The sequence below is a fragment of the Burkholderia sp. Bp9016 genome (genome assembly GCF_003857765.1).
Taxonomy (GTDB): Bacteria; Pseudomonadota; Gammaproteobacteria; order Burkholderiales; family Burkholderiaceae; genus Burkholderia.
On sequence record NZ_QTPY01000033.1, the window covers coordinates 34816 to 60625 of the forward strand.

Sequence of the window (25810 nt, forward strand, 5' to 3'; positions counted from 1 at the left end):
CTCTCCTGCGTTTGACGAAAAAGCCCCCGGGGGCACCCAGGGGCTTCATGACTGCCGGCTCGCTTCGGCTCGCTTCAGCGGCCCGATTTCAGCTCGGTCCACAGACGCGTCTGCAGACGCTGGATTTCCGGCGGCAGCGGCTTGAGCAGGAACAGCGTCTTCACGACGTCGGCCGGCGGGTAGACCGCCGGGTCGTTCGCGACGTCAGGGCGCACGTACTTGCGGGCCTCGGCGTTCGCGCTCGGGTAGTACACGGCGTTCGTGATCGCCGCGTGCACCTTCGGATCCTCGATGTAGTTGATCCACTGCAGCGCGGCATCCTTGTCCTTCGCGTCCTTCGGGATCGCCATCACGTCGAACCAGACCGGCGCGCCGCCCTTCGGAATGTAGTACTCGATCTTGTACGGCTTCTTCGCTTCCATCGCGCGATGCTTCGCGATCACGACGTCGCCCGACCAGCCGAACGCGAAGCAGATGTCGCCGCCGACCAGATCGTTGATGTAGCCCGACGAGTTGAATTGCGTGATGTACGGGCGGATCTTCTTCAGCACTTCCATCGCGGCCTTGTAGTCGGCCGGGTTCGTGCTCATCGGATCCTTGCCGATGTAGTGCAGCGCCGCTGCGAACATCTGGTCGGGCGCGTCGAGCACCGACACGCCGCAGGTCTTCAGCTTCGACAGGTTTTCCGGCTTGAACAGGATGTCCCAGTTGTCGAGCGGCACCTTGCCGAGTGCCTGCTGCGCCTTCGTCAGGTTGTATGCGAGGCCGGTCGTGCCGTACGCCCAGGGCACCGAGAACTTGTTGCCCGGGTCGGCGCCGGCGACGAGCGCCATCAGTTGCGGATCGAGGTACTTGAGGTTCGGCAGCTTCGACTTGTCGAGCGGCGCGAAGATGCCGGCTGCGATCTGCTTGCCCGCATAGTTGCTGGTCGGCACGACGATGTCGTAGCCCGAGCTGCCCGTCAGCAGCTTCGCCTGCAGCGTGTCGTCGCTGTCGTAGTTGTCGTAGCGAACCTTGATGCCGGTCTGCTTCTCGAAGTTCGGGATCGTGTCCTTCGCAATGTAGTCCGACCAGTTATAGACATTGAGCTGCGTATCCTTCGCCGCCGCCGCCGATGCACCCACGCACAGCGCGAGCGCTGCGAACCGGCCCACTACCTTTGCTTTCATCCCGTTCTCCCTCCGGCCGGACAGTTGCCCGGCTGCCGTCTGCCTCGTCATGGCGGCGCATCCCGGTGCTCCGCCCCTCGAAAACCCCGAAAACTACCATCATTCACGCGCCGTCACAAAAAAATCATGCCGGTGTCGCGCAAACGGAACAGATTCCCGCTGCGAGCCGCTCCGGGCGGGCCGCACGGCGGGGTGTTCCGGGGGAATTCTATCGGGTAATCGGCGGCTGTCCATCAGGAAAAGAAAGCGCCGGCGAAACGGCATCCGCACGGCGAGCACGCGCGCCGGCCAACCGGCGCCGATGCATTAAAATGATGCCCTGACGATTCATGGCACGAACCCTTCCGATGACCTCCAATCTCCACGACCTGCCCGACAGCCCCTGCATCGGCGTGTGCTCCACCCTCTTCGACGAAGTCTGCAAGGGCTGCGGCCGCACGGCCGCCGAAGTCTCGAACTGGGTGTTCCTGAGCGACGACGAAAAGCACGCGGTGTGGGAACGCATCAAGCGCGAAGGCACCGCGATGCGCTTTCAGTACGACAAGCTGTAAAACAGTCGCACAAAAAAAGAGCGGCATGCCGACCGCCATGCCGCCAACCCCAACTCTGTTCTTTTCCGCACGCGTCTAGAACTTCATCCCGACGCCCACGCCGACGATCAGCGGATCGATGTGCAGCGTGCCGATGCCCTTGTCGCCGAGCGTCGCATCGGTGCTCATCCAGATCTTCTTCACGTCGACGTTCATGAACACCTTCTTCGTCACCTGCACGTCGACGCCGAACTGCAGCGCCGGACCGAAGCTGCTCTTGTTGATCGACACGCCCTCCCCGCCGACGTTGAGTCCGTTGTTGTAGAAGTACGTGTAGTTCAGGCCCGCACCGACGTACGGACGCACCTTGCCGGCATGGTTGAAGTGGTACTGCAGCAAGAGCGTCGGCGGCAGCACGCCCACGCCGCCGAGATTGCCGAGGCTCGACGTCATCTGATGCCGCGACGTGCCGAGGATCAGCTCCACGCCGAGGTAGTCGCGGATCATGTAGGTGAAGTCGAGCTCCGGCACGATCGCGTTGTTCACGCCGGTGTTGATCGCACCGAGCGTGTCGCTCGCGCGCTCGTCCGGCTGGATGCTGATCGCGCGCAGCCGGACCAGTACGTCGCCCTGGTTGATGCCGTCGCCCGGCGACGCCGCGTGCGACAGCGAAGGCATCGCGACGAGGGCTGCCGCAACGGCAGCAGCAGCGGTGACTCGGATTCGAATTGCTTTGTGCATGGAACGCCCCCTAAGAATTGATTCCATTTTCCCAGTGGGGTCTTTTCGCCGTCTTGATATCCGTCAAGCCAGCGTAAACATCGGACGGTTTGTCGCAGGCTCGGACGCACGGCCGGTCAGCAGCAGGTCGAGCAGGTCGCGCACGCTGCGGATCGCGTTGCCGAACGGCAGCGCTTCGCGGCCACGGAAGAACAGGCCGTTCGCGACGTCGCCGCGCAGTGCGGCCGCCAGCCGCGTGTCGATGCAGAAGTGGCCGAATTTCTCGATGCCGTCGCGCAGCCCGCACACGCTCAGGCATTCGAGCGCGGTCGGGCAGCGCTGCCGGAACGCGCCGAGCTTGTTGCGAATACGCGTTTCGTTGCGCAGGTAGCGATCGAGCCACGGCGTCTTCACCGCGCGTGCGGGCAGTCCCGTCACGCTGACGAATTCGACGATGTCGTCGGCGCATGCGTCGGCCAGCACGCGCTTGAAGTTCGGATGCGCGTCGCCTTCTTCGGTCACCGCGAACGGCGTTCCGACCTGCACGCCGTTCGCACCGGCTTCGAGCGCCGCGCGCACCGCGTCGTGACTGTTGATCCCGCCCGCAACGATCAGCGGGATCGTGTCGCGTGCGAGGCCGAGCGACGCCATGACGTGTGCGGTCTCGTCGAGCACGCGTGCGAAATCGAAACGCGCATCGTGCATGTCGTCGATGTGCGTAACGCCGAGATGGCCGCCCGCATGGGCCGGATGCTCGATCACGATCGCATCGGGCAGTCGCCCCTTCTTCATCCATTTCTTCAGCACCAGCGCGATCCCGCGGCTGTCCGACAGGATCGGGATCAACGCAATGTCATGGCCTTGCGTGAGGTCCGGCAAGTCCAGCGGCAACCCGGCGCCCATCACGATCGCGTCGGCGCCCTCTTCGCACGCGACGCGCACGTAGTCCGCATGCGCGCTCACCGCCTTCATCACGTTGACCGCAATCATTCCGCGCCCTTCGGCGTAGGTCTTCGCGAGGCGAATCTCGCGCGCGAGCGCCTCGAGGTTCGCGGCCTCCAGCGTCGCGCGGTCGGAATTCGCGCGACAGCGCGCGAGCAGGTCCGCATGGTGGTGACGCAGGTCGATGCTCGCGATCGTGCCGAGCGCGCCTTCGCGCGCGACGCTGCCCGCGAGACGGTGCGCGGAGATGCCGACGCCCATGCCGCCCTGCACGACGGGCAGCAAGGTGCGGCCGCGAATCGTCAGCGGCGGGAAGGAAGTGCGTGCGGTCATCGGGAACCTCGTCGAAACATCGAAAATCGAAAACGCGATGATCGACGATCCACCGGCGCGCACCTTGACGGCCGTCAATAAAAAAACGGCACGCGAGCGTGCCGTTGCCGGTCGTGCGAGGTGAAACGCTCAGCCCTGAGGCGTTTGCTTGCGCTGCATCGACTTGTACTCGAGATACTCTTCAAGCCCGTACACACCGTTCTCGCGGCCGTAACCCGACTGCTTGTAGCCGCCGAACGGCGCGGCGCCGTTCCACGTACCGCCGTTGATGTCGACCTGACCCGTGCGGATGCGGCGCGCCACGCGCATCGCGCGCTCGTCGCTGCCGGCCCACACCGCGCCGCCGAGCCCGTACGGCGAATCGTTCGCGATCCGCACGGCTTCGTCTTCGTCGCGGTACGTGATGATCGACAGCACCGGCCCGAAGATCTCTTCCTGCGCGATCGCCGATTTCGGATCGACGCGGCCGAACACGGTCGGCTTCACGAAGAAGCCTTTCGCAAGCCCTTCCGGCAGACCTGTGCCGCCCGTCACCAGTTCTGCGCCGTCGTCGATACCGCGCTGGATGTACGCCTGCACGCGCTGCTGCTGCACGGCCGATGCGAGTGCGCCGAGACGCGTCGTTTCCTGGCGCGGGTCGCCCGCGACGTACGCTTCGGCCGCCGCCTTCGCGAGCGCGCGCGCGTCGTCGTAGCGCGCTTCGGGCACCAGCATCCGCGTATGCGCCGAACAGGTCTGGCCGGCATTCAGGTAGCACGCGTTGACCGTGCCCTTCACCGCCGTCGCGAAATCGGCATCGTCGAGGATCACCGACGCCGACTTGCCGCCGAGTTCGAGCGCGACGCGCTTGACGCCCGCGGCCGCCAGCTCGGCCACGCGCTTGCCGGCGCGCGTGGATCCCGTAAACGACACCATGTCGACGTCCGGATCGGTGGCCAGCACCTCGCCGACGACCGGCCCGTAGCCGCACACGAGGTTGAACACGCCCGGGGGCAGGCCCGCTTCGTGAATCGCCTCGGCGAGCATGAATGCATTGAGCGGCGCGACTTCCGACGGCTTCAGGACCACCGTGCAGCCGGCCGCGAGCGCCGGCGCGACCTTCAGCGTGACCTGGTTGAGCGGATAGTTCCACGGCGTGATCGCCGCGACGACGCCGACCGGCTCGCGCACCACCAGCGAGTTGCCGACCGTCGCCTCGAATTCGAACGATTCCGCGAGCTTCGCGTACGCCTTCCAGTTATGGATCGGACCGCCGACCTGGATCGCGCGCGACAACTTGATCGGCATCCCGACTTCGCCGGTGATCGACTGCGCGAGTTCCTCGCTGCGCGCCTGCAGGCGCTCGACGATCTTGCGCAGATAGCCCGCACGCGTCGCGGCCGGCGTTGCGGCCCACGAATCGAAGGCCGCGCGCGCGGCGCGGATCGCGTCCTGCGCATCGGACGCGACGCCCTCCGGAATCCGGCCGATAACGGCCTCGGTGCCCGAGTCGATCACGTCGATCGCGCCCGTTCCGGCCGGCTTGCGCCATGCGCCGTCGATGTAAAACTGATCGTAGATTTTCATCGTTTCCTGTCTCCCGGAAAACGGCCATTCTAGCGAGAGTGGCGCGCCGCCGCGATGACGTCGAACGACACCGAAAGGTCCGGCACACAGGCTGCACGGATGCAGGCACGACTCCCGACGGCCTGCCCGTTCCCGCCGTTGCGGCATTCGCGCCACGCCGACGCGCCATATGGCCCGCATCGTGCTATGTTTTTAGTATCGGCGCCGGCTGTTGCAAACCGCACCATCCGGACTCGATGCCTTTCGTGAGCGCTGCCATGACCGACGCATCCCACAACCTCGGCTCGCAAGACCGCCTGGAGCTGCTGTGCTGGCTCACCTGCGGCAATCTCGGCGCGTTTTACCTCAACGAATCCTGGCCCGACGCGTCGTTCCAGGTCCAGGCCGCGCACCGCTGGCTCGACCGCCATCACCGGCAGTCCGACTGGCTCGCCATCGCGAAGCTGGCCGCGCTCGCGCAGGACATCGCCAAGCGCCACGCCGGCTTCGTCGACGCATCGTGGGCGCGCGACGCGGTCGAGGAAATCGTCGATACCGACGACCTCGACTACCGGGCCAAACTCGTGCAGTGGGTGTACGAAGACTGTTGCAAGGCGCTCGCCGACAAGCGGCTTGCCGACTGAGCGCGCGCCGGCGCGCGCCGTCACTCGATCGGCAACCGCTGCGTCGACTTCAACTGCCGCAGCGACAGGTTCGAGCGGATGCTCAATACGCCCGGCAGCTTACGCAACACCTTCTCGACGAAGTGACTGTAGTCGTCGAGATCGGCTGCCACGACCTGCAGCAGGAAATCCGCTTCGCCGGTCGTGTTGTCGCACGCAAGCACGTTGGGGCTGGCCTGGATCAGGCGCTCGAACTCGGCCGTCACCGCCTCGCTGTGCTGCGTGCACACGATCTGCACGAACGCCATCACGCCGAGCCCCAGCTTTCTGCGGTCGAGCCGCGCGTGATAGCCCGCGATCAACCCCGCTTCTTCCAGCCGCCGCAGCCGGCGCCAGCAGGACGTCTCGCTCAGCGAAAACGCTTCGGCCAGTCGCGCGTTCGACACGCGTCCGTCCTGCTGGAGCATGTCGAGCATGCCACGATCGATCCTGTCCAGTTGCTCCATGAAAGCTCCTTGCGGCAATCCCGCGATGGTCGCAAGACTATCTCGGAAATGACCGTTTCTCAATGGCGAATCGAAAGATAAATCCGCCATAGCCGGGCTATATTGAAAGAGTCATTCTATTCAGGAGGAAATAGTGAAAGCAGTCGTCTATGAAGCATTCGGCGCCGCACCGCGGTTGATGAACGTAGACGATCCGACGCCGGCACCCGACGGCGTCGTGATCGAGGTGAAGGCGACCGGCGTGTGCCGCAGCGACTGGCACGGCTGGATGGGGCACGATCCGGACATCGTGCTGCCGCATGTGCCGGGGCACGAACTCGCAGGCGTCGTGGTCGCGACCGGTGCGGCGGTCACGCGCTGGAAGACCGGCGATCGTGTCACGGTGCCGTTCGTCGGCGGCTGCGGCCACTGCCCGGAGTGCCACTCGGGCAACCAGCAGGTATGCGAGCAGCAGTTTCAGCCCGGCTTCACGCACTGGGGCTCGTTCGCCCAATATGTCGGCATCCATCACGCGGATCTGAATCTGGTGCGACTGCCCGATGCACTCGATTTCCCCACCGCGGCCAGCCTCGGATGCCGCTTCGTGACGTCGTTTCGCGCGGTTGTCGACCAGGGACGCACGTCGGCCGGCCAGTGGGTCGCCGTGCACGGCTGCGGGGGCGTGGGTTTGTCGGCGATCATGATCGCGCATGCGATCGGCGCGAACGTCGTCGCGATCGACATTTCGGACCGGGCGCTCGCGCTGGCGCGATCGGTCGGCGCCGCGGCGACTGTCAATGCGTCACAAGTCGCCGACGTTGTCGATGCGGTAAAGGAGATCACGCGCGGCGGCGCACACGTGTCGCTCGATGCGCTTGGCCATCCGACTACCTGCTTCAACTCGATCAGCAATCTGCGCCGCCGCGGCAAGCATGTGCAGGTCGGGCTGATGCTCGGCGAGCATGCGACGCCGGCCGTGCCGATGAGCAAAGTCATCGCGCACGAGCTCGAGATTCTCGGCAGCCACGGAATGCAGGCGCATCGCTACGACGCGATGCTCGATATGGTGCATGCCGGCACGCTCGCGCCGAGCCGCCTGATCGGCAAGGAAATCAGTCTCGGACAGTCGATCGACGCGCTGATGAACATGAACCGGTTCGAAGGCGCCGGCGTGACGGTCGTGACGGACTTTTCGGGTTGACGCGGCCGGACGTGACCGCCGGCGATGGCGACCGCCCGCTTCTGCCGCCACACCGGCCTTTTCCGCCGTTCGCGCACGAACCGGACGTGCGCGAACGGTATGCGACGCCGGCTTACAGCAGCGACTTCCCTTGCGCGAGCACCTTGTCGCAAATCTGCTTGGTGACTTGTTGCTTCAGGCCGCCGCCGCTCAGGTCGACCTTGCTGCCGTTGCCCGCGTCGAGGATCCCGCTCGCGCCGCTCGTATAGCCGCTGTCGGACGACGCGTTGCCGCCGAGCTTGCTCATCAGCGCGTCCTTCACCGACGATGCGCCGCCGGACGCGCCGCCCAGATAGTTGTTCTGGATGCAGAACTGCAGCAGGCCCGCGACGTTGCTGGTGCTGCCCGACATCAGCGACGACGCGCCGCCGCCCCCCGTGAGCGCGCCGCCGAGGCCGCCCAGGTTGCCCAGTGCACCGCCCGCGCTGCCGCCCGAGTCACCGCCGCCGACCTGCTTCAGCACATCGCCAAGCTGCGCATGGGCGACCGAAAACGGCGCGAGCAATCCGATCAGCGCACCGGCCACGGTCGCGCGGTATAGACGTGCATTCATGTGAAGCCTCCCTGTCGTGACTGCGTGGGTACCGCGATTCGCACTCAAGGATACTCAATCGATCGGTCGAACACAGCCTCGGCGCCGGCGCAAAACGTCAGGCATCGTGATATTGCAGCGGATTTGACAATGCTTGACGGGGAATGCGGTGCGCTTCTTCTGCGAATGGACGGGCACGCGGCTGCGCCAGGTCGGTGCCAGTTCAGGCCCGTTGAGTATGGAGCCGGTTCAATGACGACGAGCGAGCAGTCCGGATAGCCGGATATGGAAAAGCCCGCCGGGTTTCCACCTGGCGGGCTTGCGGTACATCAGTGTCGGGCATGACGCCCGGGCAATTACTCCTGCCCCTGGCTCGTCAGGAACTCTTCGTAATTCCCGCCGAAGTCGAACAGCGTACCGTCCGTGCGCACTTCGATGATCCGGTTCGCCAGCCCGCTCACGAATTCGCGGTCGTGGGATACGAAGATCAGCGTGCCCTCGAACTGCTCGAGCGCGATCTGCAGCGACTCGATCGACTCCATGTCCATGTGGTTGGTCGGCTCGTCCATCAGCAGCACGTTGTGGCGGCCGAGCATCAGCTTGCCCCAGATCATGCGGCCCTTCTCGCCGCCCGACAGCACCTTCACCGACTTCTTGATGTCGTCCGACGAGAACAGCAGGCGGCCCAGCGTGCCGCGCACCATCGTTTCGTCGTCGCCATCCTTGCGGTACTGGTCGATCCAGTCCATCAGCGTGATGTCGTTCGGGAATTCCTCGTACGTGTCCTGCGGCATGTAGCCGACATTCGCGTTCTCGGACCACTTCACCGTGCCGTGATCGAGCTCGAGCGCGCCGAGCAGCGAACGCAGCAGCGTCGTCTTGCCCGCGCCGTTCTCGCCGATGATCGCGATGCGCTCGCCCGGCTGCACCGACAGGTTGAAGTTCTGGAAGATCGTGCGTTCGTACTTTTTCGTGATGTCTTCGGCGACCACCGCTACGTTATGCAGCTTCTTCTCGAACTCGAAGCGGATGAACGGATTCTGACGCGACGACGGCTTGAATTCCTCGATCTTGATCTTGTCGATCTGCTTCGCGCGGCTGGTTGCCTGGCGAGCCTTCGACTTGTTCGCCGAGAAACGGCGCACGAAGTCCTGCAACTCGGCCACGCGCTCCTTCGCACGTGCGTTCGCCGCAGCCTGGCGCTCGCGCGCCTGTGCCGATGCGAGCATGTAGTCGTCGTAGTTGCCCGGCCAGACCTTCAGCGTGCCGAAGTCCATGTCGGCCATATGCGTGCACACCGAGTTCAGGAAGTGACGATCGTGCGAGATGATGATCATCGTCGAGTTGTACTCGTTGAGCGTGTGCTCGAGCCAACGGATCGAGTTGATGTCCAGGTTGTTGGTCGGTTCGTCGAGCAACAGCACGTCCGGCTTCGAGAACAGCGCCTGGGCGAGCAGCACGCGCAGCTTCCAGCCCGGCGCGACGTCTGCCATCGTGCCGTTGTGGAACTTCTCCTCGATGCCGATGCCGAGCAGCAGCGCGCCCGCGCGCGCCTCGGCGTCATAGCCGCCGTATTCCGCAAACTTGCCTTCGAGTTCGGCTGCGTGCATGTAGTCGTCGTCAGTGGCTTCCGGGTTCGCGTAAATCGCGTCGCGCTCGGTCATCGCGGCCCACATTTCAGTGTGGCCCATCATTACGACGTCGAGCACGCGCACGTCTTCATACGCGAACTGGTCCTGGCGCAGCTTGCCCAGGCGCACGTTCGGCTCGAGCGCGACGTTGCCGCCGCTCGGCTCGAGGTCGCCGCCGAGGATCTTCATGAAGGTCGACTTGCCACAGCCGTTCGCGCCGATCAGACCATAGCGGTTGCCCTCGCCGAATTTGACCGAGATATTCTCGAACAAGGGCTTCGGCCCGAATTGCATCGTGATGTTGGCAGTAGAAAGCACGGCAGGTCCCGTAAGAGAGAAATCGACGGAAAACCGTGTATTTTAGCAGGTGTCGGAGAAACTGCCGACCGCACCGCTACGACAGCCGGTGACGAGGTGTTTCCGCGCGGCCCGGCACCCCGTGAATACGGCGGGACGCGGGCCTTTCGACGGTCGCTGGCGGCGGTCACGCTCGCCCCTCAGCCCGACTGTGAATTGCGGGCAGTCGCCTCGGCGCTCGGAAGGCCATATCGCGCAACCAGACCCCTTTAATCTCGATGACGACGGCGCGCTGACCTCTGAAATGGACGCGCGCCGGCAACCGACATCAGCAGCCGGCCGGCGCCCTCGCCCCTCACTTCCCGGCCTTCGCCGCCTGCTTCTGCGCGGCCTTCTCCTTCATCTGCCCGAACAACTGCGAGCACGGCACATCCTTGTTGTTGCTCGGCGCGATCAGCGGAATCAGTGCTGCGAACGGGTTGATCAGGCCGAGGCCGATCATCGCGCCGGCACGCAGCGCGAGCGCGCCCGCGTCGACGCCGACGTTCGGATTCTTGAACGTGCCCTTCGCGTACAGCGGCGAGCGCAGCGAGAAGATCCGGAAACCCTTCGTATGCGGGTGGATCTTCAGATCGAGCGATTCGTCGCGCAGGCTGATCGGCCCGTCGACGTTGATCAGCGCGTCGTCGGTGTCGAGCGCGAATACTTTCGGATCGAGAATGCCGTTGGTCGCGGTGAAATCGATCGCCGCGCAATTGATGTTCACGTCGCGGTTGCCGAACAGCTTCTCGTAGACGACGTTCGCGACGTTCAGCCCCGCCGCCTCCATCAGCAGGCGGCTGATGCGGCCGTCCGTAACGAGCGCCTTCACCTCGCCATTCGAGGTCGCGGCGAGCGCGGCCGGCGAGTTGCCGGTGGCCGACAGCGACGCGTCGCCGTTGATCTCGCCGAGCGCAGACTGCATCACCTTCTGCGTCGGGAACAGTTGCTTGAGCTTCAGGTGCCGTGCAGCCACCGTGAAACGGCCCTTCAGCGGCGTGCCGCTGCCGTCGAGATGCGCGGTCGTCGCGAGGGTGCCGCCCGCGACGCCGAACTGCAGCGGCTCGAGCGACAGCACGCCGTCCTGCAGCACGATGTGCGTGTACAGGTTCGTGATCGGCAGGTTCGCGCTCTTGATCAGCTTGCGGCCGGTGAACTTCACGTCCGCGTCGAGCGCGCGCCAGCGGTCGGTACGGAACGTCTCGACCGGCAGCACGCGCCCCGGCGGCTGGCGCGTCGTGTCGCCGCGCTTGGCCTTGCTCGCGGCGGTGTCCGCGCCGATCACCGGCGCGAGATCGGAGAACTGCAGCAGGTTCGATACGAGCTCGCCCGACAGCTTCGGCCGCGGTTCGCCCTGTGCGTAGGCGAGCGTGCCGCCAAGATCGCTGCCGCCGACGCGGCCGTTGAAGTTCTCGTAGCGGAACGTGCTCGCGTGCGGCTTGAAGTTGCCGATCAGGCGCCCTTCGGTCGCATACGGCGGCGTATCGGGCAGCGTGATGCCGGTAAGCTGGTACAGGTGCGACATCGACGTGCCCTGCAGCCACAGTCGCAGGTCGATCGCCGCGAGATGCATCGGATCGGTCAGCGTGCCGACGATCGCGAGCCGCGTATCGCCGGCCTTCACATCGGCCTGCAACGGGAACGGTTGCGTCGCGTTCTCGATCGCGAGCACGCCGCCCAGCTTGCCGGTGCCGTTGATCGGCACGTTCTTGTAGCGGCCGTCGACCTTGAGCCCGAACGCATACGTCGGCCCGGACGGCGCTGCAGCGGCAGCACCACTGGCGCCGCTTGCACCGGAGGCCGATGCGACCGTCGATACGGAGGAACCCGAACCAGTCGCGGCAGCCGAAGCGGCATCCGACGACGACGCACTCGCGGCCTCCGCCGCCGACGCGCTCGACGCGGCCTGGGCATTCGCCTTCGCGCTCAGTTGCGCGGCACCGCGCTTGCCGACACGCTGGGCCGATGCCGCACGCGAAGTCTGCTCCTGCTCCTTTAGCACGTCGCCAAGCGGAATCGGCTGGCCGAGCGTATCGATCGCAACCGTGAGATCGGCCTTGGTGATCGCATCGCGATACGCGACGGTCCCTTTCGCGAAACCGAAGCTGTCGAGCCGCACCTTCCACGGCGATGGCTGCGACGATTGCTGGAACTGGAAGGTCCACGTATTGCGACCGTCGGCGAGCCGTTCGAGGTCGACCGCGGGATTGACGATGTCGATCGACGGAATGACGATCTCGTGGGCGAACAGCGGCAGGATTGCCAGGTCGAAATGCGCGGCGTCGAGCGTGACGAACTTCGGCGCCTTCGCCCAATCGGGATTGCCGATCTCGAGCTGCGTGGCCGAGAAGCTCGGCCAGGGCACCCACGCGCGCCAGCCGCTCTCGCCCGACGGGCGACGCCAGCCGACCTTGATGTCGCCGTTGATCGCGAATGGACGGCCGAGTGCAGCCGTCACCCGTTCGTTAATCCACGGCTTCGCGCGGTTCCAGTCGAACGTGAAGAGAAAGATGCCGGCTGCAGCAATGACGATTGCGACAATTCCGACGATCCATGCAGCCGATTTACCGATGGCTCGGGTTAGCGTCATGGCGGGTCCGTTGTTGTTCTGCCGGGTTTTGCGCCATGTCGGGCCGCTTGCGTGAATGAACGGCGCACGACACCGGCGGCTTTTCAATCGGTATTATGACGCACGCTGCGGACACACTTCGGCGCCATTAACGCTTTTTTTCACTTTTGACATGACAGCCCCGACCGGTCTCATCGATGCGCGGCACATCACGCGCCGCGACACCAGCAGCGGCAGGACGCTGCTCGCCCCGACCGACTTCAGTCTCGCGGCGGGATCGCGAATTGCTATCACGGGGCCGTCGGGATCGGGCAAGAGCGTGCTGCTGCGCGCGCTCGCGTTGCTCGATCCGCTCGATGGCGGACACATTCTGTGGCGCGGTGAGCGGATCCGGCGCAGCGCGATTCCGCGCTACCGGCGCAGCGTCGCGTACGTGCGTCAGCGCCCCGCGCAAATGGACGGCACCGTCGAAGCGCAATTGCGCTACCCGTATTCGCTCGCGATCTATCGCGACGTCGCGTTCGATCGCGCGCGCGTCGAATCGCTCGCCGTGCGTGCCGGCCGCGGCGCCGACTTCCTCGACAAGCGCGCAAGCGAACTGTCGGGCGGCGAAGCGCAGATCGCCGCGCTGCTGCGCGTGCTGCAACTCGATCCCGACGTGCTGCTGCTGGACGAACCGACGTCGGCGCTCGATCCCGATTCGACGCGCGCGATCGAGGCGCTCGTCGGCGCGTGGTTCGATGCGGCGCCCGATGCACGCGCATACATGTGGATCTCGCACGATCCGGCACAGGCCGCACGCATCGCCGCGACACGGCTCATGATGCAGGCCGGCGTGCTGCACGCCACGGACCCGAAGGAGGCCACGCAATGAGCCCGGCACTGCAGGATCTCAGTCTCGTCGACGTCGGCATCGCCGCCGCACTCGTCGCGGTCAACGGCACACTCTCGGCCGCACTGTCGCTCGGGCTCGGCCGCAAGCTCGCACTCGCGGCCGTGCGAACCGTCGTGCAGTTGCTCGCCATCGGCTACGTGCTCGGCTGGGTGTTCGGCCATCCGCACTGGACCGTCGTGCTGCCGCTCACGGCATTGATGACGCTGATCGCCGGCTTCGCAGGCGCCGGGCGCGGCAAGCACACGTATCGCGGGCAGCGCGCCGACAGCATCGTGTCGATCTGGTTCAGCAGCTGGTTCGTGGCGGCGATCGGCCTGTTCGTCGTGATCCGCATTCATCCGTGGTACGCGCCGCAATATGCGATCCCGATCCTCGGGATGATCCTCGGCAATACGCTCACGGGCGTGTCGCTCGGCGTCGAGCGGATGATGGAGGAATTGACCGCACGGCGCGACCGCGTCGAGACCGTGCTCGCGCTCGGCGCGACGCGCTGGGAGGCCGCACAGGACGCGGCACGCCAGGCCGTGCGTGCCGGCATGCTGCCGACGCTCAACCAGATGGCCGTCGTCGGCGTCGTAAGCCTGCCGGGGATGATGACGGGCCAGGTGCTGGCGGGCCAGTCGCCGCTGCAGGCCGTGCGCTACCAGATCGTGATCATGTTCCTGATCGCCGCGGCATCCGCGCTCGGCACGGTCGGTGCGGTCCTGATGACATATCGCCGGCTGTTCTCGGCCGATCATCGCTTTCTCGCATCGCGGCTCGAAGAACGCGCGCATTGACACGCGCGGTCTTCGCGCGGTGGGCGCTCAGTGCGCCGCGCGGCGCTTGCCGATGGCCTGTCGCAGCGCGGCCGTGACGTCCGCATCGGGCGCGAGTCCGTCGACCGACGCAACGAGCCGCACCGCGCGCGGCGTCGTCACATAGGCCTGCGCGCTCACGTAGCCGCCGCTGCCGGCCGAGCGCGTCGTGACGACGAGCGCTTGCGGCGCGCGCACCCCGAGATCGGCCGTGAACGCGTCGGCGACCGTACCATCGCGCGCATGCAGCACACCGGTTACGTAGTCGTCGGTATCGAAGCCCGGTGCGGCATGCGCGGTCGAATACACGCGCACCGCATAGCTGCCGGCCGAGCATGGTTCGAGTGCACCGCTCGATACGACGGCCGTCTGCTGGCGCGACGGCAGCTCGACTTTTTTCACGAAGCTGCAATCGTCGGCCGCCTGTGCATGTGCGGCGACGAACGCAACAGCCGACAGCAGTACGCGCATGCGATGTTTCATCGGGACGACGTTCGGGAAAGATGAAGGATGCCGACGAGAATAGCGTGGCATCCGCATGACGTCACGTGAATCACATGAAAGGCGCGACGAAGGCAGCGACGACGCGCGACACGAAATGCTCGCGCGCCGCCACGCCGAGATCGCGCGAATCCGGATGCCGATTTTGGTTGCGCGCGCACCGGACGATTCACCGGCCGCGCACACGGCTCAGTGCTTGATCGACACCGTCACCTTCGTGCCGTCGCTCATCGTGACGGACTTCGAACCGCCATTGGTCGGAATCGATATCCACTTGACCTGGCTCACCGATATGGCGTCCGGGCACTGCAGCGACTTGCCGCCGACGCTCACGTTGCGCGTGCCTTTCGGCGCAGCGGCCTGGAAGCTCATCTGCACGTTCGCGATGCCCTTCGCGTCGACCGACGGCGCGAGCCGGATCTGGGTCTGGCGGACCATCGCGCCATTCTCGTCGCGCGGCAGATTGTCGGCGTTCGGGCAGCCGTTCGGCATCGCGACCGCGCCGCTCGGCGGCACCGACTTCCAGTTGAAGTCGTCCGTTTCGCCCGAGCGGATCTTGCGCGTCTCCTGCGTGTTGCCGAAGGTCTTCGAATCGACCTTGACGGTGTATTCGAGCTGCCCTGTCCCTCCGCCCTTCAGGCTGCCCTTGACCGGCGGCGCCGCGAATACGCTCGCGCTGACGCACGCCGCCGCGAATACGGCCGACCACGATACGGCGACCGACAAGCTGCGTTGGCTCATGCTGACCTCCTTGTAATGCGGCGGCACGCGCGCGCCGCGCGGTTTTCGATGCATGACGCGTTGTCAGTCTACCGCCAAGCGGCAGGCAATGCGCCGCAAACGCATCGGGTGTTACCCCGCTTGCGTTCGCGACGCGGCATCCCGTACCCGTGATGCCCGGCCCCGGAGCCGCTCAGAAGCCGCTCAGCACGAGCTTGCCGATCGCGCGCCCGGCTTCGAGCAACTGGTGCGCATGCCGCACGTTCGCTGCGTTGATCGTGCCGAGCTGAGCGCCGAGCGTCGTGCGCAGCGTCCCGCCGTCGACGAGCCGGGCCACCTCGCTCAGGATCCGATGCTGCTCGATCATGTCCGGCGTCTCGAACATCGCGCGCGTGAACATGAACTCCCAGTGAAACGCTGCACTCTTCGCCTTCAGTTGTTCGACCGGAACCGGCTTCTCGTTCTCGACGATCGTGCAAATGCCGCCCTGCGGCCGGATGACTTCCGCGGCGGCAGGGAAATGGCGATCCGTGTCGTTGAAGATCAGCACGTAGTCGACGTTCGGGCGGCCGATTTCGCGCAGTTGGGCCGGCAGGTCGCCGAAATGATCGACCACGTCGTCCGCACCGAGCGAGCGCACCCATTCGGCCGACGCTGGCCGCGATGCCGTCGCGATCACGTGCAACTTGCCGAGCGTCTTCGCGAGCTGGATCGCGATCGAGCCCACCCCGCCCGCGCCGCCGATGATCAGCACCGACTTGCCGGCGTCCGCGCCCTGCGGCGACACGCGCAACCGGTCGAACAACGCCTCCCAGGCAGTCAGCGCGGTAAGCGGCAACGCGGCAGCGGCAGCGAAATCGAGCGTGCGCGGCTTGAGTGCGGCGATGCGCTCGTCGACCGCGTGAAATTCGCTGTTCGCTCCGGGCCGCGTGATGCTGCCCGCATAGAACACCGCGTCGCCCGGCCGGAACAGCGTGACCTCGGCGCCGACCGCGACGACCGTGCCGGCCGCATCCCAGCCGAGCACGCGCGGCATTTCCTCGACCTGCGGCTTCGGCGCGCGCACCTTGGTGTCCACCGGGTTCACGGAAATCGCCTCGACCTTCACCAGCAGGTCGCGCGGGCCCGGCACCGGTTGCGGCACCTCCACGTCGAGCAGCGCCTGCGGGTCGTCGATCGGCAGGTAACGGGTCAGTCCAACGGCTTTCATCACGACACTCCTTCAGGGTTCACGGAAATCGGTCGGGCCGCAAAGCAGCCCCATGGATCCCATCGTAGGCCGCCCGATCATTTCAGAAAACCGCTATATTTCCTGAAACATTTTCAGGAATTTCCGAATAATGAGATCCGATCCGGTGCCCGCCTCCGACAAGCCGCTCGACCTGCTCGATGTCGGCCTGTTCGTGCGCGCCGCATTGCTCGCGAACGTGACCGCGGCCGGGCGCGAGTTCGGCGTATCGGCCGCCGTCGCGAGCGCGCGCATTGCACAACTGGAGCGCCAGCTCGGCGCGCGGCTGCTGCACCGCACCACGCGCCGCATCAGCCTCACGCAGGATGGCGAAGTCTTCATGGCGCGCGCCGAAGCGCTGCTGTCGGCCGCCGACGCCGCGCGCGCGTCGGTCGGGCACGGCCGCAGCGAGCCGTATGGGCGGCTGAAGGTGTCGATGTCGTCGTCGTTCGGCCGCCAGCACGTCGCGCCGGTAATTCCTGCGTTCTTGCGCCGCTACCCGTCCGTGTCGCTCGACCTGCGGCTGTCCGACGAGATCGTCGACCTCGTCGACGACGGCTACGACGTCGCGATCCGCCTCGGCGCGCTGAAGGATTCGACGCTCGTCGCGCGCAAGCTCGCGGCGAACCGGCGCGTGCTGTGCTGCTCGCCCGCGTATCTCGCCGAACGCGGCGCGCCGCGCCATCCGGCCGACCTCACGCAGCACGAATGCGTGATCCTCGGCGATCAGCGCGACTGGTCGTTCGCGACGCCGCAAGGCCCGCTCACCGTGCGGGTCGGCGGCCGGCTCGTCGCGAGCAACGGCGAGGCGATCCGCGAAGCGCTCGTCGACGGCTTCGGCATTGCGATCAAGTCGACCTGGGATGTCGGTCCGCTGCTCGCGAGCGGCGCGCTCGTCACCGTGCTCGACGACTATCCGTTCGCGAACGACATCGCGATCTGGGCCGTCTATCCGAGCCGCGCGCACGTGCCGCTGAAGACGCTCGCCTTCATCTCGTTTCTCGCCGATCACTTCGGCGATCCGCCTTACTGGGATCGCGCGGGCGAACGGTAAGCGCCCGCGCCCGGCAAATCCCACGGGGAGCGGCTTCCGGCGCCACTCACGGCCGCATCCGCCAGCGATCCGATCGCGACTGGATACCAACCGGCTACAATGGCGCGTTCGCGACGCCGCGGCCCGCAGCCGAACGGGGCCCCGCGCTCGCAGGTGGCCGCACGCCGGCCACGCACGCGTTTCATTCGCTTCCAATCATTCCGTCATGACCCAGAACCTCGTCATCCAGAGTCTCGCGCCGCTGTCGGACGCGCATCACAAACCGCTGCTCGCGCTGTCGCGCGGCACCCGCATCGTGCAGACCGACGATCACGCGCTGCGCATCGAAAACGCACATCCGGCGCAGCGCCTCGACATCGACGCGTACTGCGGCACGCATGCACTCGACTTCGGCTTCGTCGACGCCGGCCGCGCGCTCGGCGACTTCGGGCTCGTCGTGATGGACATGGATTCGACGCTGATCACGATCGAATGCATCGACGAGATCGCCGACTTCTGCGGGCTGAAGACGCAAGTCGCCGAAATCACCGAAGCATCGATGCGCGGCGAGATCCGCGACTTCAACGAAAGCCTGACGCGCCGCGTCGCGCTGCTCGCCGGCCTCGACGCGCAGGCGCTCGAACGCGTGTACGAGGAACGGCTGCAACTGTCACCGGGTGCCGAGACGATGCTCGCCGGCGTAAAGGCCGCGGGCCTGAAGACCCTGCTCGTGTCGGGCGGCTTCACGTTCTTCACCGAGCGTCTGAAGGCACGCCTCGGCCTCGACTACGCGCACGCGAACACGCTCGAGATCGTCGACGGCAAGCTGACCGGCAAGGTGCTCGGCGAGATCGTCAACGCGGACGTGAAGGCGCGCATGCTGCGCGATACGTGCGCGTCGCTCGGCATCGCGCCAAGCCGCGCGATCGCGATGGGCGACGGGTCGAACGATCTGAAGATGATGGCCGAAGCCGGGCTGTCGGTCGCCTTCCACGCGAAGCCGGTCGTGCGCGATGCGGCCACCGTCGCGTTCGACCACGTCGGTCTCGACGGGCTGCTGCGGCTGTTCTGATCCGCGCGAGCCGCCAATGCGAAACGCCGGCGCGACGTTGCATCGCGCCGGCGTTTCGTTTTTCTGCCGCGATTATCGGTCGAGCGTGGCCTGCAGCGCGCGTTCGATGTCCGCGCGCAGGTCGGATTCGTCCTCGAGACCGACGTAGAAGCGCACCAGCGTGCCGCGATGCGGCCAGTCCGCGCGCATCGACGCGACGTCGTACGGCATCGCGAGACTGCATGCGCCGCCCCAGCTCCAACCGATCGCGAACAGCTCGAGCGCCTCGACGAAACGGTCGATCTGCTCGGCACTGTAGCGTTCGTCGAACACCACCGAGAATAGCCCGCCCGCGCCCGTGAAGTCGCGCACGAACGCTTCATGCCCCGGGCAGTCCGGCAGTTGCGGATGCAGCACGGCCGCAATTTCCGGCCGTGCCTTCAGCCACTGCGCGAGCGCGAGCGCGCTCTTGCTGTGCGCGTCGAAACGCACCTGCATGCTCGGCAGGCTGCGCATCACGAGCGAGCAGTCGTCAACCGACACACCGATCCCGCAGCGCATCCGCGCGAGTTTCAGTTGCCCATGCAGTTCCGCGTTCGCGGTGATCGTCGAGCCCATCAGCACGTCGCTGCCGCCCGACTGATACTTGGTCAGCGCCTGCACCGAGATGTCGACGCCGTGCTCGAACGGTTTGAACGCGAGCCCGGCCGAATACGTATTGTCGATCGCGGTGACGATGCCGCGCGCCTGTGCGACCGCCGTAATCGCGCGCACGTCGGGCACTTCCATCGTCACGGAGCCTGGCGCCTCGATCCAGATCAGCCGCGTGTTCGGCCGGATCAGGTCGGCGATACCCGCACCCACGAGCGGATCGTAGAAACGCGCGGTAATGCCGAAGTCCTTCGCGAGCCAGTTGCCGAAATCGGCATTCGGTCCGTAGATGTTGTGCGGGATCAGCACATCGTCGCCCGCCTTCACGATCCCGAAATAGACGTTCATGATCGCCGCGAGACCCGACGGCTGCAGCAGCGCGTGCGTGCCGCCTTCGATCTCGGCCAGCCGCTGCGCGAGCGCGAGCGACGTCGGGGTCGCATGCAGCCCGTAGCGCCACTGGTTGTCGTTGTGCCAGACCAGCGCGCGCATCGTCGCGAGATCGGGGAACACGACCGTCGACGCGCGCGCAACCGGCGGCACGAACGAGCGGAAGCCTTCCGGGATGACGTCGTCGGGTTGAACGATGCGGGTTTGCAGTGCGCGCTTCGAAGTGGATGCAGTCATGGCAGAGGGCGGGCACAAGGCCGTTCGGTTGCGGAATATCCTGCTAGGTTAGCCAAAATCGGCGCGCTTGGCCCGGTACAATGCGCGCCGCACGCGCCGAGCCAGCGCGCGCTCGGGCGTTCTCAGTCGTCGGTGCGCAGGTTGACGACGCCGCCGACCGTCTCGATCTCCTGCACGCGACCGTTGCGGACCTGCAGCGCCGCGCGCCTGGCCGGCGTGGGATGCAGCACGACGGGCTGCGGATCCGATTCGTCGGAATTCATCCGGTCGGCTTTCAGGGCGCCGGTCGAATCGAAGCGGCCGATCCACACGCCCGTGATGTTCGTGCCGTCGTTCGATTCTTCGATCTCGAGTGTATCGCCATCGCGATCGCCCGCGAGCAGGATCACCTCGCCGGTATCCGTGAACTGGTATTCGCCATGCACGCCTTCTTCGTCCGTCTTCGGACCGAGATGCACGACGATCGGCCGATCGCCAAGCGTGCCCTCGTAGCGCGGCAGCCGGGCGAATTCCGGATTCGGCCGCAGCGGCCGAGCAGGCACCGGTTCATCCTGCTGCACACCCGATGCGGCAACCTGCGCCGCGGCCACGCCCGGCATCGCGAAGCCCGCTGCCAGCGCGCCGGCGAGCACGAGCGCTCGCGGCCATTCCGAATATCGACCCACCTTGTATTGCTCCTTGCTTCAGATTCGCTCGCCGACTGCGGCGATCGACCGTGACCGCGCGTCGCCGATACACATCGTCGCGAACGCACAGCGACCGCGGTACGCACCCTGCCCGCCGCCACTTCACGTCGTTCGAATGAACCGATCGTGCGCGGCCGCGACCAGCGTGCGTAACCCGCGTCAGCCCTGCATCAGGCGTTCCACCGCATCGCGGTGCGGAATCGGCGCGACCGCGCCGTAGCCCGTCGTCGACAGCGCCGCCGCCGCGTTCGCATAGTGCGCGGCCGCGAACGGATCGTCGCCCGCGACGATCCGCGCGACGAACGCGCCGCCGAAGCAGTCGCCGGCGCCCGTCGCATCGATGGCTTCCACCGCGAAGCCCGGCACGACGCGTCGCTCGTGCGGCGTCGCGACGTACGCGCCTTCCCTGCCGAGTTTCAGTGCGACGACCTGCGGCCCGTGTTCGAGCATCGCGTCGACGATCGCGTCGCGATCGTTCGCGCCGGTGAGCGCCGTGACGTCGTCCCAGCTCGGCAGACAGATGTCCGTCTGGCGCAGCGCCTCGCGCATCACCGCGCGGGCGCGCGGCAGCGGCCACAGCTTCAGGCGCAGGTTCGTATCGAAGCTGACCTGCGCGCCGTTGCGGCGCGCATGGTCGATCGCGGCGAACGCGGCATCGCACGCGGCCGTGCTGATCGCGAGACTGATGCCGGACAGGTGCACGGCTTTCGCCGCGGCCAGCGCGTCGAGCGGCAGGTCGGCCACCGCATAGCGGCTCGCCGCGGAACCCGCGCGCAGATAGTCGAACTGATGGCCGTCAGCCCCGTGCGTGACGAAATACACGCCGGTCGGCGCCGTGCGGTCGATCCGCACGTACGTCGTGTCGACGCGTTCCGACGCCCACATGTCGGCCAGCAGCCGGCCGAACGGATCGTCGCCGATCGCCGACACGAAGCCTGTCGACGCGCCCTGGCGCGCTGCGGCGATACAGAAGTTCGACGTGTCGCCGCCGAAGCCCTGCAGGAACTCCGGACGACCCGGCTGCGACTGGTTGAATTCGATCATCGCCTCGCCGAGCGCGAGGATCTGCGGAAACACTGCGGTCATCGCTTAAACCTCGCCCCACAGATCATGGCCGTCTGCGCCCGTGATCTTCACCGACACGAAATCGCCGACCTTGTAGCGCTTCGACGCCTTCGTCGCCGGCTCCACATAGACGACGCCGTCGATCTCCGGCGCATCCGCCGCCGTGCGGCCGATCCCGCCTTCCGCGCTGACTTCGTCGATCAGCACCTTGAGCGTCTTGCCGACCTTGCGCTGCATGCGCTGAGCCGACACTTCCTCGGCCACTTCCATGAAGCGCGCGCGACGTTCCTCGCGAACCTCGTCCGGCAGCGCGCCGTCCAGTTCGTTCGCGGTCGCGCCTTCGACCGGCGAATACGCGAAGCAGCCGACGCGGTCGAGGTCCGCCTCGCGGATGAAGTCCAGCAGCGTTTCGAACTGCTCTTCCGTCTCGCCGGGGAAGCCCGCGATGAACGTGCTGCGGATCGTCAGGTCCGGGCAGATCTCGCGCCACTTCTGCACGCGTTCGAGCACCTTCTCGGCGTTCGCCGGGCGCTTCATGCGCTTGAGCACTTCCGGATGCGCGTGCTGGAACGGCACGTCGAGATACGGCAGCACATGGCCCTTGAACGGACCTTCGGCCATCAGCGGAATCACTTCGTCGACGCTCGGATACGGATACACGTAGTGCAGGCGCACCCAGGCACCGTATTGCGCGGCCAGTTCGCCGAGCGCGGCGACCAGGTCGGTCATGCGCGTCTTGATCGGCTTGCCGTTCCAGAAGCCCGTGCGATATTTCACGTCGACGCCGTACGCGCTCGTGTCCTGCGAGATCACGAGCAGTTCCTTCACGCCCGACTTGAACAGGTTCTCGGCCTCGAGCATCACTTCGGCGACCGGACGCGACACGAGGTCGCCGCGCATCGACGGGATGATGCAGAACGTGCAGCGGTGGTTGCAGCCTTCGGAGATCTTCAGGTACGCGTAGTGGCGCGGCGTGAGCTTGATGCCGGCGGGCGGCACCAGGTCGACGAACGGGTCGTGCGGCTTCGGCAGATGCGAATGCACGGCCTGCATCACTTCGCCCACCGCGTGCGGGCCGGTAATGGCGAGCACCTTCGGGTGGACTTCCTCGATGAGGTTCGAGCCGCTGGCGCTCGACTTCGCACCCAGGCAGCCGGTGACGATCACCTTGCCGTTTTCGGTCAGCGCTTCGCCGATCGCGTCGAGACTCTCCTGCACGGCTTCGTCGATGAAGCCGCAGGTGTTGACGACGACGAGGTCGGCGCCGTCGTACGTGCCGGAGATTTCATAACCTTCGGCGCGCAGCTGGGTAATGATTTGTTCGGAGTCGACGAGCGCCTTCGGGCACCCGAGGGAAACGAAGCCTACTTTGGGGGACTGGGACATCTGGAATGTGGGGGCGTGGCGGCAAAAGCGTGAGTTTACAGCTATTTATGGGTCAGCGAGGCAAAACCGGCGGTTGGCACGCGGCGGATCGCGACGCCGACGTGCGGCTCTTGCGGGCGCGCCGGGCGGACAGAGAAAAGCGATCCGGCCCTTTCCATGCGGCACAACGGGTCGGCCGACACGGCAGACGCGCGCCGCGCCGCGAGAAACCAGGCAAGAATCGCCCTGGAACTGCCCCGCCGGCATGCGAAAATCTCGGCATCCGCTCTATTCACACCCAACAGGGCTCGCATGACCACCCACATCACGATCGAATTCACCGAGCACGCCGCCGAAACCATCGGCGAGCAAACCAGCACCAGCTTTTCGTATGACCAGGGCGCGCATGTGCCGCAACCCGGCGACTTCGTCGAACTCGAGAATTCGCGGCAGACGTTTCTCGTGATCGGTCGCGTGTTTTCGCTGAAGGCGAACTACAGCGCGGTGAAGCTCGTGCTTGACCTCCCGCCTGCGGACGATCACCAGGATTTCGATCCGGCACTCTGAGTGAGGGAAACCGGCGTACCACGCCGGCCTCGCGCGTTGCGCGTTGTACGGACACGAAACGTAATCGCGGCCGGTACGCGCGCGAACACGCGCAACCGGACACACCACGCGCAGGTTCGGCTGGACTGACTGTCTGGAATTCGCTCGACCGGGCAACGGTCTTGCCCGCCTCACGCGAAGGCACGGGCATTCGGTGCCGACGATCAGAAACGACCGTCGGCGGCATCCTGCGGCAGCCGGCCACCGACCATCATCGTGCCCAAGCACGCGATCGGTTGCCTCGCACCGCCGCACGTCGCGGCGCCGACCGACCCGCGGCCGGCCCGCCGCAAATACGTTACTTCTTCTCCGGCTCCGGCGTGCCCGGTTGCTTGAACGGGAACGTGCTGAACATCGATTTCGCCTGGTTCTGCATCTGCTCCTGCATCTGCACGAACATGTTCTTCGACTGCTCGATGTAGCTCGTCATCATCCCTTGCATCATCGGCGCCTGCATGTTCATGAACTGCGACCAGACTTCCGGATTCATCGCGTTACCTTCGTAGAGGTTCTTCGATTGATCCGCGAGCTTGTTCTGGATGTCGATGAATGCCTGGATGTTCTTCTCCAGGTACGTGCCCATCATGCCCTGCATCGCATGACCGTAGAAACGGATGATCTGCGACAGCATCGACGACGAGAACATCGGCACGCCGCCACTTTCTTCCTCGAGGATGATCTGCAGCAGGATGCTGCGCGTCAGGTCTTCGTTGGATTTCGCATCGACGACCTTGAAGTCCTCCTGTTCCAGCACGAGCTGCTTGACATCCGTCAGCGTGATGTACGTGCTCGTCTCGGTATCGTAGAGCCGGCGGTTCGGATACTTCTTGATGAGCCGCTCGGCCGTTTTCTTTGTAGTAGTCATGTAACGCCTTCGTGTGCAGCGTAGCGCAAGTGACAAATCCCCGCCTCCCGAATCCGGGAGGCGGGGGCCTTCGGACACGCCAGACTGCGCAGCCATTTCGCCTGCGCAGCCCGGACGTTCAGCCCATGTGCAGGCCGCCGTTCAGCGAGAAATCGGCACCCGTCGCGAAGCCGGAATCGTTCGACGCGAGCCACGCGACGATCGAACCGATTTCCTCCGGGCCGCCGAGACGCCGCACGGGAATCGTCGCGACGATCTTCTCGAGCACGTCCGGGCGGATCGCCTTCACCATGTCGGTGCCGATATAGCCGGGCGACACGGTGTTGACCGTCACGCCCTTCGTTGCGACTTCCTGCGCGAGCGACATCGTGAACCCGTGGATGCCAGCTTTCGCGGTCGAGTAGTTCGTCTGGCCGAACTGGCCCTTCTGCCCGTTCACCGACGAAATGTTGATGATCCGACCCCAGCCGCGCTCGACCATCCCGTCGATCACCTGCTTCGTTACGTTGAACAGGCTCGTCAGGTTGGTGTCGATCACCGCCGTCCAGTCTTCGTGCGTCATCTTGCGGAACACGACGTCGCGCGTAATGCCCGCGTTGTTGACCAGCACATCGATCTCGCCGACTTCGGCCTTGACCTTGTCGAACGCTGCCTTGGTCGATTCCCAGTCGCCGACGTTGCCTTCCGATGCGATGAAATCGTACCCGAGTGCCTTCTGGTCCTCGATCCATTTCACCCGGCGCGGCGAATTCGGGCCGCAACCCGCGACCACCTTGAAGCCGTCTTTCGACAGACGCTGGCAGATGCTGGTGCCGATGCCGCCCATCCCGCCCGTTACGTACGCAATTCGCTGAGACATAAATCTCACTCCATTTCTTGGTTTTGAGAGCCGCCGGAGGCCCCCCTGACTTCACGTGGCGCCGGCCGAAGCCGCAATCGGCCGGCGCACGGATCGGTTTGGCGGTGACGAACGGCCGGTTACGGACGTTCGACCGCGAGTGCGACGCCCATCCCGCCGCCGATGCACAGCGACGCCAGCCCGCGCTTCGCGTCGCGCTTGACCAT

25 protein-coding genes are annotated in these 25810 nt (G+C 65.8%); 8 read left to right on the forward strand and 17 right to left on the reverse strand.

The window, feature by feature from the left end; genetic code table 11:
* Positions 1-74: 74 nt before the first annotated feature.
* On the reverse strand, positions 75-1169 hold the full coding sequence (locus DIE13_RS28955) for a polyamine ABC transporter substrate-binding protein (protein ID WP_124830468.1): 1095 nt from the start codon (positions 1167-1169) through the stop codon (positions 75-77).
* A 347-nt stretch (positions 1170-1516) separates the two neighbouring features.
* Between DIE13_RS28955 and DIE13_RS28960 the strand changes: the two genes are divergently transcribed.
* Positions 1517-1720, forward strand: coding sequence for a DUF1289 domain-containing protein (locus tag DIE13_RS28960; RefSeq protein ID WP_124830469.1), 204 nt, complete (start codon positions 1517-1519; stop codon positions 1718-1720).
* Positions 1721-1795: 75 nt separating this feature from the next.
* On the opposite strand, the gene DIE13_RS28965 is transcribed toward DIE13_RS28960, so the two are convergent.
* The 3 genes from DIE13_RS28965 to DIE13_RS28975 form a co-directional block, all read right to left on the reverse strand.
* Positions 1796-2440: an OmpW/AlkL family protein gene (locus DIE13_RS28965; RefSeq protein ID WP_124830470.1), complete on the reverse strand. Its 645-nt coding sequence runs from the start codon at positions 2438-2440 to the stop codon at positions 1796-1798.
* 63 nt (positions 2441-2503) lie between these two features.
* Positions 2504-3694, reverse strand: coding sequence for a nitronate monooxygenase family protein (locus DIE13_RS28970; protein ID WP_124830471.1), 1191 nt, complete (start codon positions 3692-3694; stop codon positions 2504-2506).
* Positions 3695-3823: 129 nt separating this feature from the next.
* Entirely contained in the window at positions 3824-5260 is a 1437-nt protein-coding gene (locus DIE13_RS28975) for an aldehyde dehydrogenase family protein (RefSeq protein ID WP_124830472.1), read from the reverse strand.
* Between the two features lie 257 nt (positions 5261-5517).
* Here DIE13_RS28975 and DIE13_RS28980 point away from each other — a divergent pair, with 257 nt between their 5' ends.
* Positions 5518-5883, forward strand: a complete 366-nt coding sequence (locus DIE13_RS28980; RefSeq protein ID WP_096505175.1) for a hypothetical protein — start codon at positions 5518-5520, stop codon at positions 5881-5883.
* Between the two features lie 20 nt (positions 5884-5903).
* On the opposite strand, the gene DIE13_RS28985 is transcribed toward DIE13_RS28980, so the two are convergent.
* Complete coding sequence (locus DIE13_RS28985) at positions 5904-6368, reverse strand: Lrp/AsnC family transcriptional regulator (protein WP_124830473.1); 465 nt, start codon at positions 6366-6368, stop codon at positions 5904-5906.
* A gap of 133 nt (positions 6369-6501) precedes the next feature.
* On the opposite strand from DIE13_RS28985, the gene DIE13_RS28990 reads away from it, so the two are divergent.
* Entirely contained in the window at positions 6502-7548 is a 1047-nt protein-coding gene (locus DIE13_RS28990) for a zinc-dependent alcohol dehydrogenase family protein (protein ID WP_124830474.1), read from the forward strand.
* A 112-nt stretch (positions 7549-7660) separates the two neighbouring features.
* Here DIE13_RS28990 and DIE13_RS28995 read toward each other — a convergent pair whose 3' ends face one another.
* From DIE13_RS28995 to DIE13_RS29005, 3 genes are all read right to left on the reverse strand, one after another.
* Positions 7661-8140: a DUF2501 domain-containing protein gene (locus DIE13_RS28995; RefSeq protein WP_124830475.1), complete on the reverse strand. Its 480-nt coding sequence runs from the start codon at positions 8138-8140 to the stop codon at positions 7661-7663.
* A gap of 335 nt (positions 8141-8475) precedes the next feature.
* The gene (locus DIE13_RS29000; protein WP_124830476.1) at positions 8476-10068 is read right to left on the reverse strand and encodes an ABC-F family ATPase; all 1593 of its coding nucleotides are present in this window, start codon (positions 10066-10068) and stop codon (positions 8476-8478) included.
* Between the two features lie 334 nt (positions 10069-10402).
* Entirely contained in the window at positions 10403-12676 is a 2274-nt protein-coding gene (locus DIE13_RS29005) for an AsmA family protein (RefSeq protein ID WP_124830477.1), read from the reverse strand.
* Between the two features lie 151 nt (positions 12677-12827).
* On the opposite strand from DIE13_RS29005, the gene DIE13_RS29010 reads away from it, so the two are divergent.
* Together DIE13_RS29010 and DIE13_RS29015 are read left to right on the forward strand one after the other, a co-directional pair.
* Positions 12828-13529 carry an ATP-binding cassette domain-containing protein gene (locus DIE13_RS29010; RefSeq protein ID WP_124830478.1) on the forward strand — a complete coding sequence of 234 codons (702 nt, stop codon included), beginning with the start codon at positions 12828-12830 and terminating at the stop codon, positions 13527-13529.
* Positions 13526-14329: an ABC transporter permease gene (locus DIE13_RS29015; protein WP_124830479.1), complete on the forward strand. Its 804-nt coding sequence runs from the start codon at positions 13526-13528 to the stop codon at positions 14327-14329. The genes DIE13_RS29010 and DIE13_RS29015 overlap by 4 nt, the downstream gene beginning before the upstream one ends.
* A 27-nt stretch (positions 14330-14356) precedes the next feature.
* Here the strand turns inward: DIE13_RS29015 and DIE13_RS29020 are convergent, their stop codons facing one another.
* The 3 genes from DIE13_RS29020 to DIE13_RS29030 all read right to left on the reverse strand — a co-directional run bounded on the left by DIE13_RS29020 (position 14357) and on the right by DIE13_RS29030 (position 16778).
* Positions 14357-14830 (reverse strand): PliI family lysozyme inhibitor of I-type lysozyme, encoded by a 474-nt coding sequence (locus tag DIE13_RS29020; protein WP_124830480.1) that lies wholly within the window; start codon positions 14828-14830, stop codon positions 14357-14359.
* 207 nt (positions 14831-15037) lie between these two features.
* Complete coding sequence (locus DIE13_RS29025; protein ID WP_124830481.1) at positions 15038-15589, reverse strand: DUF6013 family protein; 552 nt, start codon at positions 15587-15589, stop codon at positions 15038-15040.
* A gap of 172 nt (positions 15590-15761) precedes the next feature.
* A complete protein-coding gene (locus tag DIE13_RS29030; protein ID WP_124830482.1) occupies positions 15762-16778 on the reverse strand; it encodes a zinc-binding alcohol dehydrogenase family protein in 1017 nt (338 codons plus the stop codon).
* A gap of 130 nt (positions 16779-16908) precedes the next feature.
* Here DIE13_RS29030 and DIE13_RS29035 point away from each other — a divergent pair, with 130 nt between their 5' ends.
* Positions 16909-17850: a LysR family transcriptional regulator gene (locus tag DIE13_RS29035; RefSeq protein ID WP_124830483.1), complete on the forward strand. Its 942-nt coding sequence runs from the start codon at positions 16909-16911 to the stop codon at positions 17848-17850.
* Between the two features lie 205 nt (positions 17851-18055).
* Positions 18056-18901: a phosphoserine phosphatase SerB gene (gene serB, locus DIE13_RS29040; protein WP_124830484.1), complete on the forward strand. Its 846-nt coding sequence runs from the start codon at positions 18056-18058 to the stop codon at positions 18899-18901.
* A gap of 72 nt (positions 18902-18973) precedes the next feature.
* Here serB and DIE13_RS29045 read toward each other — a convergent pair whose 3' ends face one another.
* The 4 genes from DIE13_RS29045 to rimO form a co-directional block, all read right to left on the reverse strand.
* On the reverse strand, positions 18974-20158 hold the full coding sequence (locus tag DIE13_RS29045; protein ID WP_124830485.1) for a cystathionine beta-lyase: 1185 nt from the start codon (positions 20156-20158) through the stop codon (positions 18974-18976).
* 122 nt (positions 20159-20280) lie between these two features.
* The gene (locus tag DIE13_RS29050) at positions 20281-20823 is read right to left on the reverse strand and encodes a hypothetical protein (protein WP_124830486.1); all 543 of its coding nucleotides are present in this window, start codon (positions 20821-20823) and stop codon (positions 20281-20283) included.
* Between the two features lie 180 nt (positions 20824-21003).
* Complete coding sequence (locus DIE13_RS29055) at positions 21004-21930, reverse strand: sugar kinase (protein ID WP_124830487.1); 927 nt, start codon at positions 21928-21930, stop codon at positions 21004-21006.
* A gap of 3 nt (positions 21931-21933) precedes the next feature.
* Positions 21934-23295 (reverse strand): 30S ribosomal protein S12 methylthiotransferase RimO, encoded by a 1362-nt coding sequence (gene rimO, locus DIE13_RS29060; protein ID WP_124830488.1) that lies wholly within the window; start codon positions 23293-23295, stop codon positions 21934-21936.
* Positions 23296-23586: 291 nt separating this feature from the next.
* Here rimO and DIE13_RS29065 point away from each other — a divergent pair, with 291 nt between their 5' ends.
* Positions 23587-23841, forward strand: a complete 255-nt coding sequence (locus DIE13_RS29065) for a hypothetical protein (protein ID WP_124830489.1) — start codon at positions 23587-23589, stop codon at positions 23839-23841.
* Positions 23842-24178: 337 nt separating this feature from the next.
* Here the strand turns inward: DIE13_RS29065 and phaR are convergent, their stop codons facing one another.
* Positions 24179-24745, reverse strand: a complete 567-nt coding sequence (gene phaR / locus DIE13_RS29070) for a polyhydroxyalkanoate synthesis repressor PhaR (protein WP_006478701.1) — start codon at positions 24743-24745, stop codon at positions 24179-24181.
* Between the two features lie 118 nt (positions 24746-24863).
* On the reverse strand, positions 24864-25604 hold the full coding sequence (locus DIE13_RS29075; protein WP_096505142.1) for a 3-ketoacyl-ACP reductase: 741 nt from the start codon (positions 25602-25604) through the stop codon (positions 24864-24866).
* Positions 25605-25810 lie beyond the last annotated feature (206 nt).

Excerpts from the sequence above, each read along its gene's own strand:
- DIE13_RS29020 (WP_124830480.1), bottom strand. The coding sequence starts at position 14,830 with ATGAAACATCGCATGCGCGTACTGCTGTCGGCTGTTGCGTTCGTCGCC.
- DIE13_RS29075 (WP_096505142.1), bottom strand. The coding sequence starts at position 25,604 with ATGTCTCAGCGAATTGCGTACGTAACGGGCGGGATGGGCGGCATCGGC.
- DIE13_RS29035 (WP_124830483.1), top strand. The coding sequence starts at position 16,909 with ATGAGATCCGATCCGGTGCCCGCCTCCGACAAGCCGCTCGACCTGCTC.
- DIE13_RS29010 (WP_124830478.1), top strand. The coding sequence starts at position 12,828 with ATGACAGCCCCGACCGGTCTCATCGATGCGCGGCACATCACGCGCCGC.
- DIE13_RS29045 (WP_124830485.1), bottom strand. The coding sequence starts at position 20,158 with ATGACTGCATCCACTTCGAAGCGCGCACTGCAAACCCGCATCGTTCAA.
- DIE13_RS28970 (WP_124830471.1), bottom strand. The coding sequence starts at position 3,694 with ATGACCGCACGCACTTCCTTCCCGCCGCTGACGATTCGCGGCCGCACC.
- DIE13_RS29025 (WP_124830481.1), bottom strand. The coding sequence starts at position 15,589 with ATGAGCCAACGCAGCTTGTCGGTCGCCGTATCGTGGTCGGCCGTATTC.
- DIE13_RS28980 (WP_096505175.1), top strand. The coding sequence starts at position 5,518 with ATGACCGACGCATCCCACAACCTCGGCTCGCAAGACCGCCTGGAGCTG.
- DIE13_RS28985 (WP_124830473.1), bottom strand. The coding sequence starts at position 6,368 with ATGGAGCAACTGGACAGGATCGATCGTGGCATGCTCGACATGCTCCAG.
- DIE13_RS29015 (WP_124830479.1), top strand. The coding sequence starts at position 13,526 with ATGAGCCCGGCACTGCAGGATCTCAGTCTCGTCGACGTCGGCATCGCC.
- DIE13_RS28965 (WP_124830470.1), bottom strand. The coding sequence starts at position 2,440 with ATGCACAAAGCAATTCGAATCCGAGTCACCGCTGCTGCTGCCGTTGCG.
- DIE13_RS29005 (WP_124830477.1), bottom strand. The coding sequence starts at position 12,676 with ATGACGCTAACCCGAGCCATCGGTAAATCGGCTGCATGGATCGTCGGA.
- DIE13_RS28995 (WP_124830475.1), bottom strand. The coding sequence starts at position 8,140 with ATGAATGCACGTCTATACCGCGCGACCGTGGCCGGTGCGCTGATCGGA.
- DIE13_RS28975 (WP_124830472.1), bottom strand. The coding sequence starts at position 5,260 with ATGAAAATCTACGATCAGTTTTACATCGACGGCGCATGGCGCAAGCCG.
- DIE13_RS29055 (WP_124830487.1), bottom strand. The coding sequence starts at position 21,930 with ATGACCGCAGTGTTTCCGCAGATCCTCGCGCTCGGCGAGGCGATGATC.
- serB (WP_124830484.1), top strand. The coding sequence starts at position 18,056 with ATGACCCAGAACCTCGTCATCCAGAGTCTCGCGCCGCTGTCGGACGCG.
- DIE13_RS28955 (WP_124830468.1), bottom strand. The coding sequence starts at position 1,169 with ATGAAAGCAAAGGTAGTGGGCCGGTTCGCAGCGCTCGCGCTGTGCGTG.
- DIE13_RS29065 (WP_124830489.1), top strand. The coding sequence starts at position 23,587 with ATGACCACCCACATCACGATCGAATTCACCGAGCACGCCGCCGAAACC.
- DIE13_RS29030 (WP_124830482.1), bottom strand. The coding sequence starts at position 16,778 with ATGAAAGCCGTTGGACTGACCCGTTACCTGCCGATCGACGACCCGCAG.
- DIE13_RS28960 (WP_124830469.1), top strand. The coding sequence starts at position 1,517 with ATGACCTCCAATCTCCACGACCTGCCCGACAGCCCCTGCATCGGCGTG.
- phaR (WP_006478701.1), bottom strand. The coding sequence starts at position 24,745 with ATGACTACTACAAAGAAAACGGCCGAGCGGCTCATCAAGAAGTATCCG.
- rimO (WP_124830488.1), bottom strand. The coding sequence starts at position 23,295 with ATGTCCCAGTCCCCCAAAGTAGGCTTCGTTTCCCTCGGGTGCCCGAAG.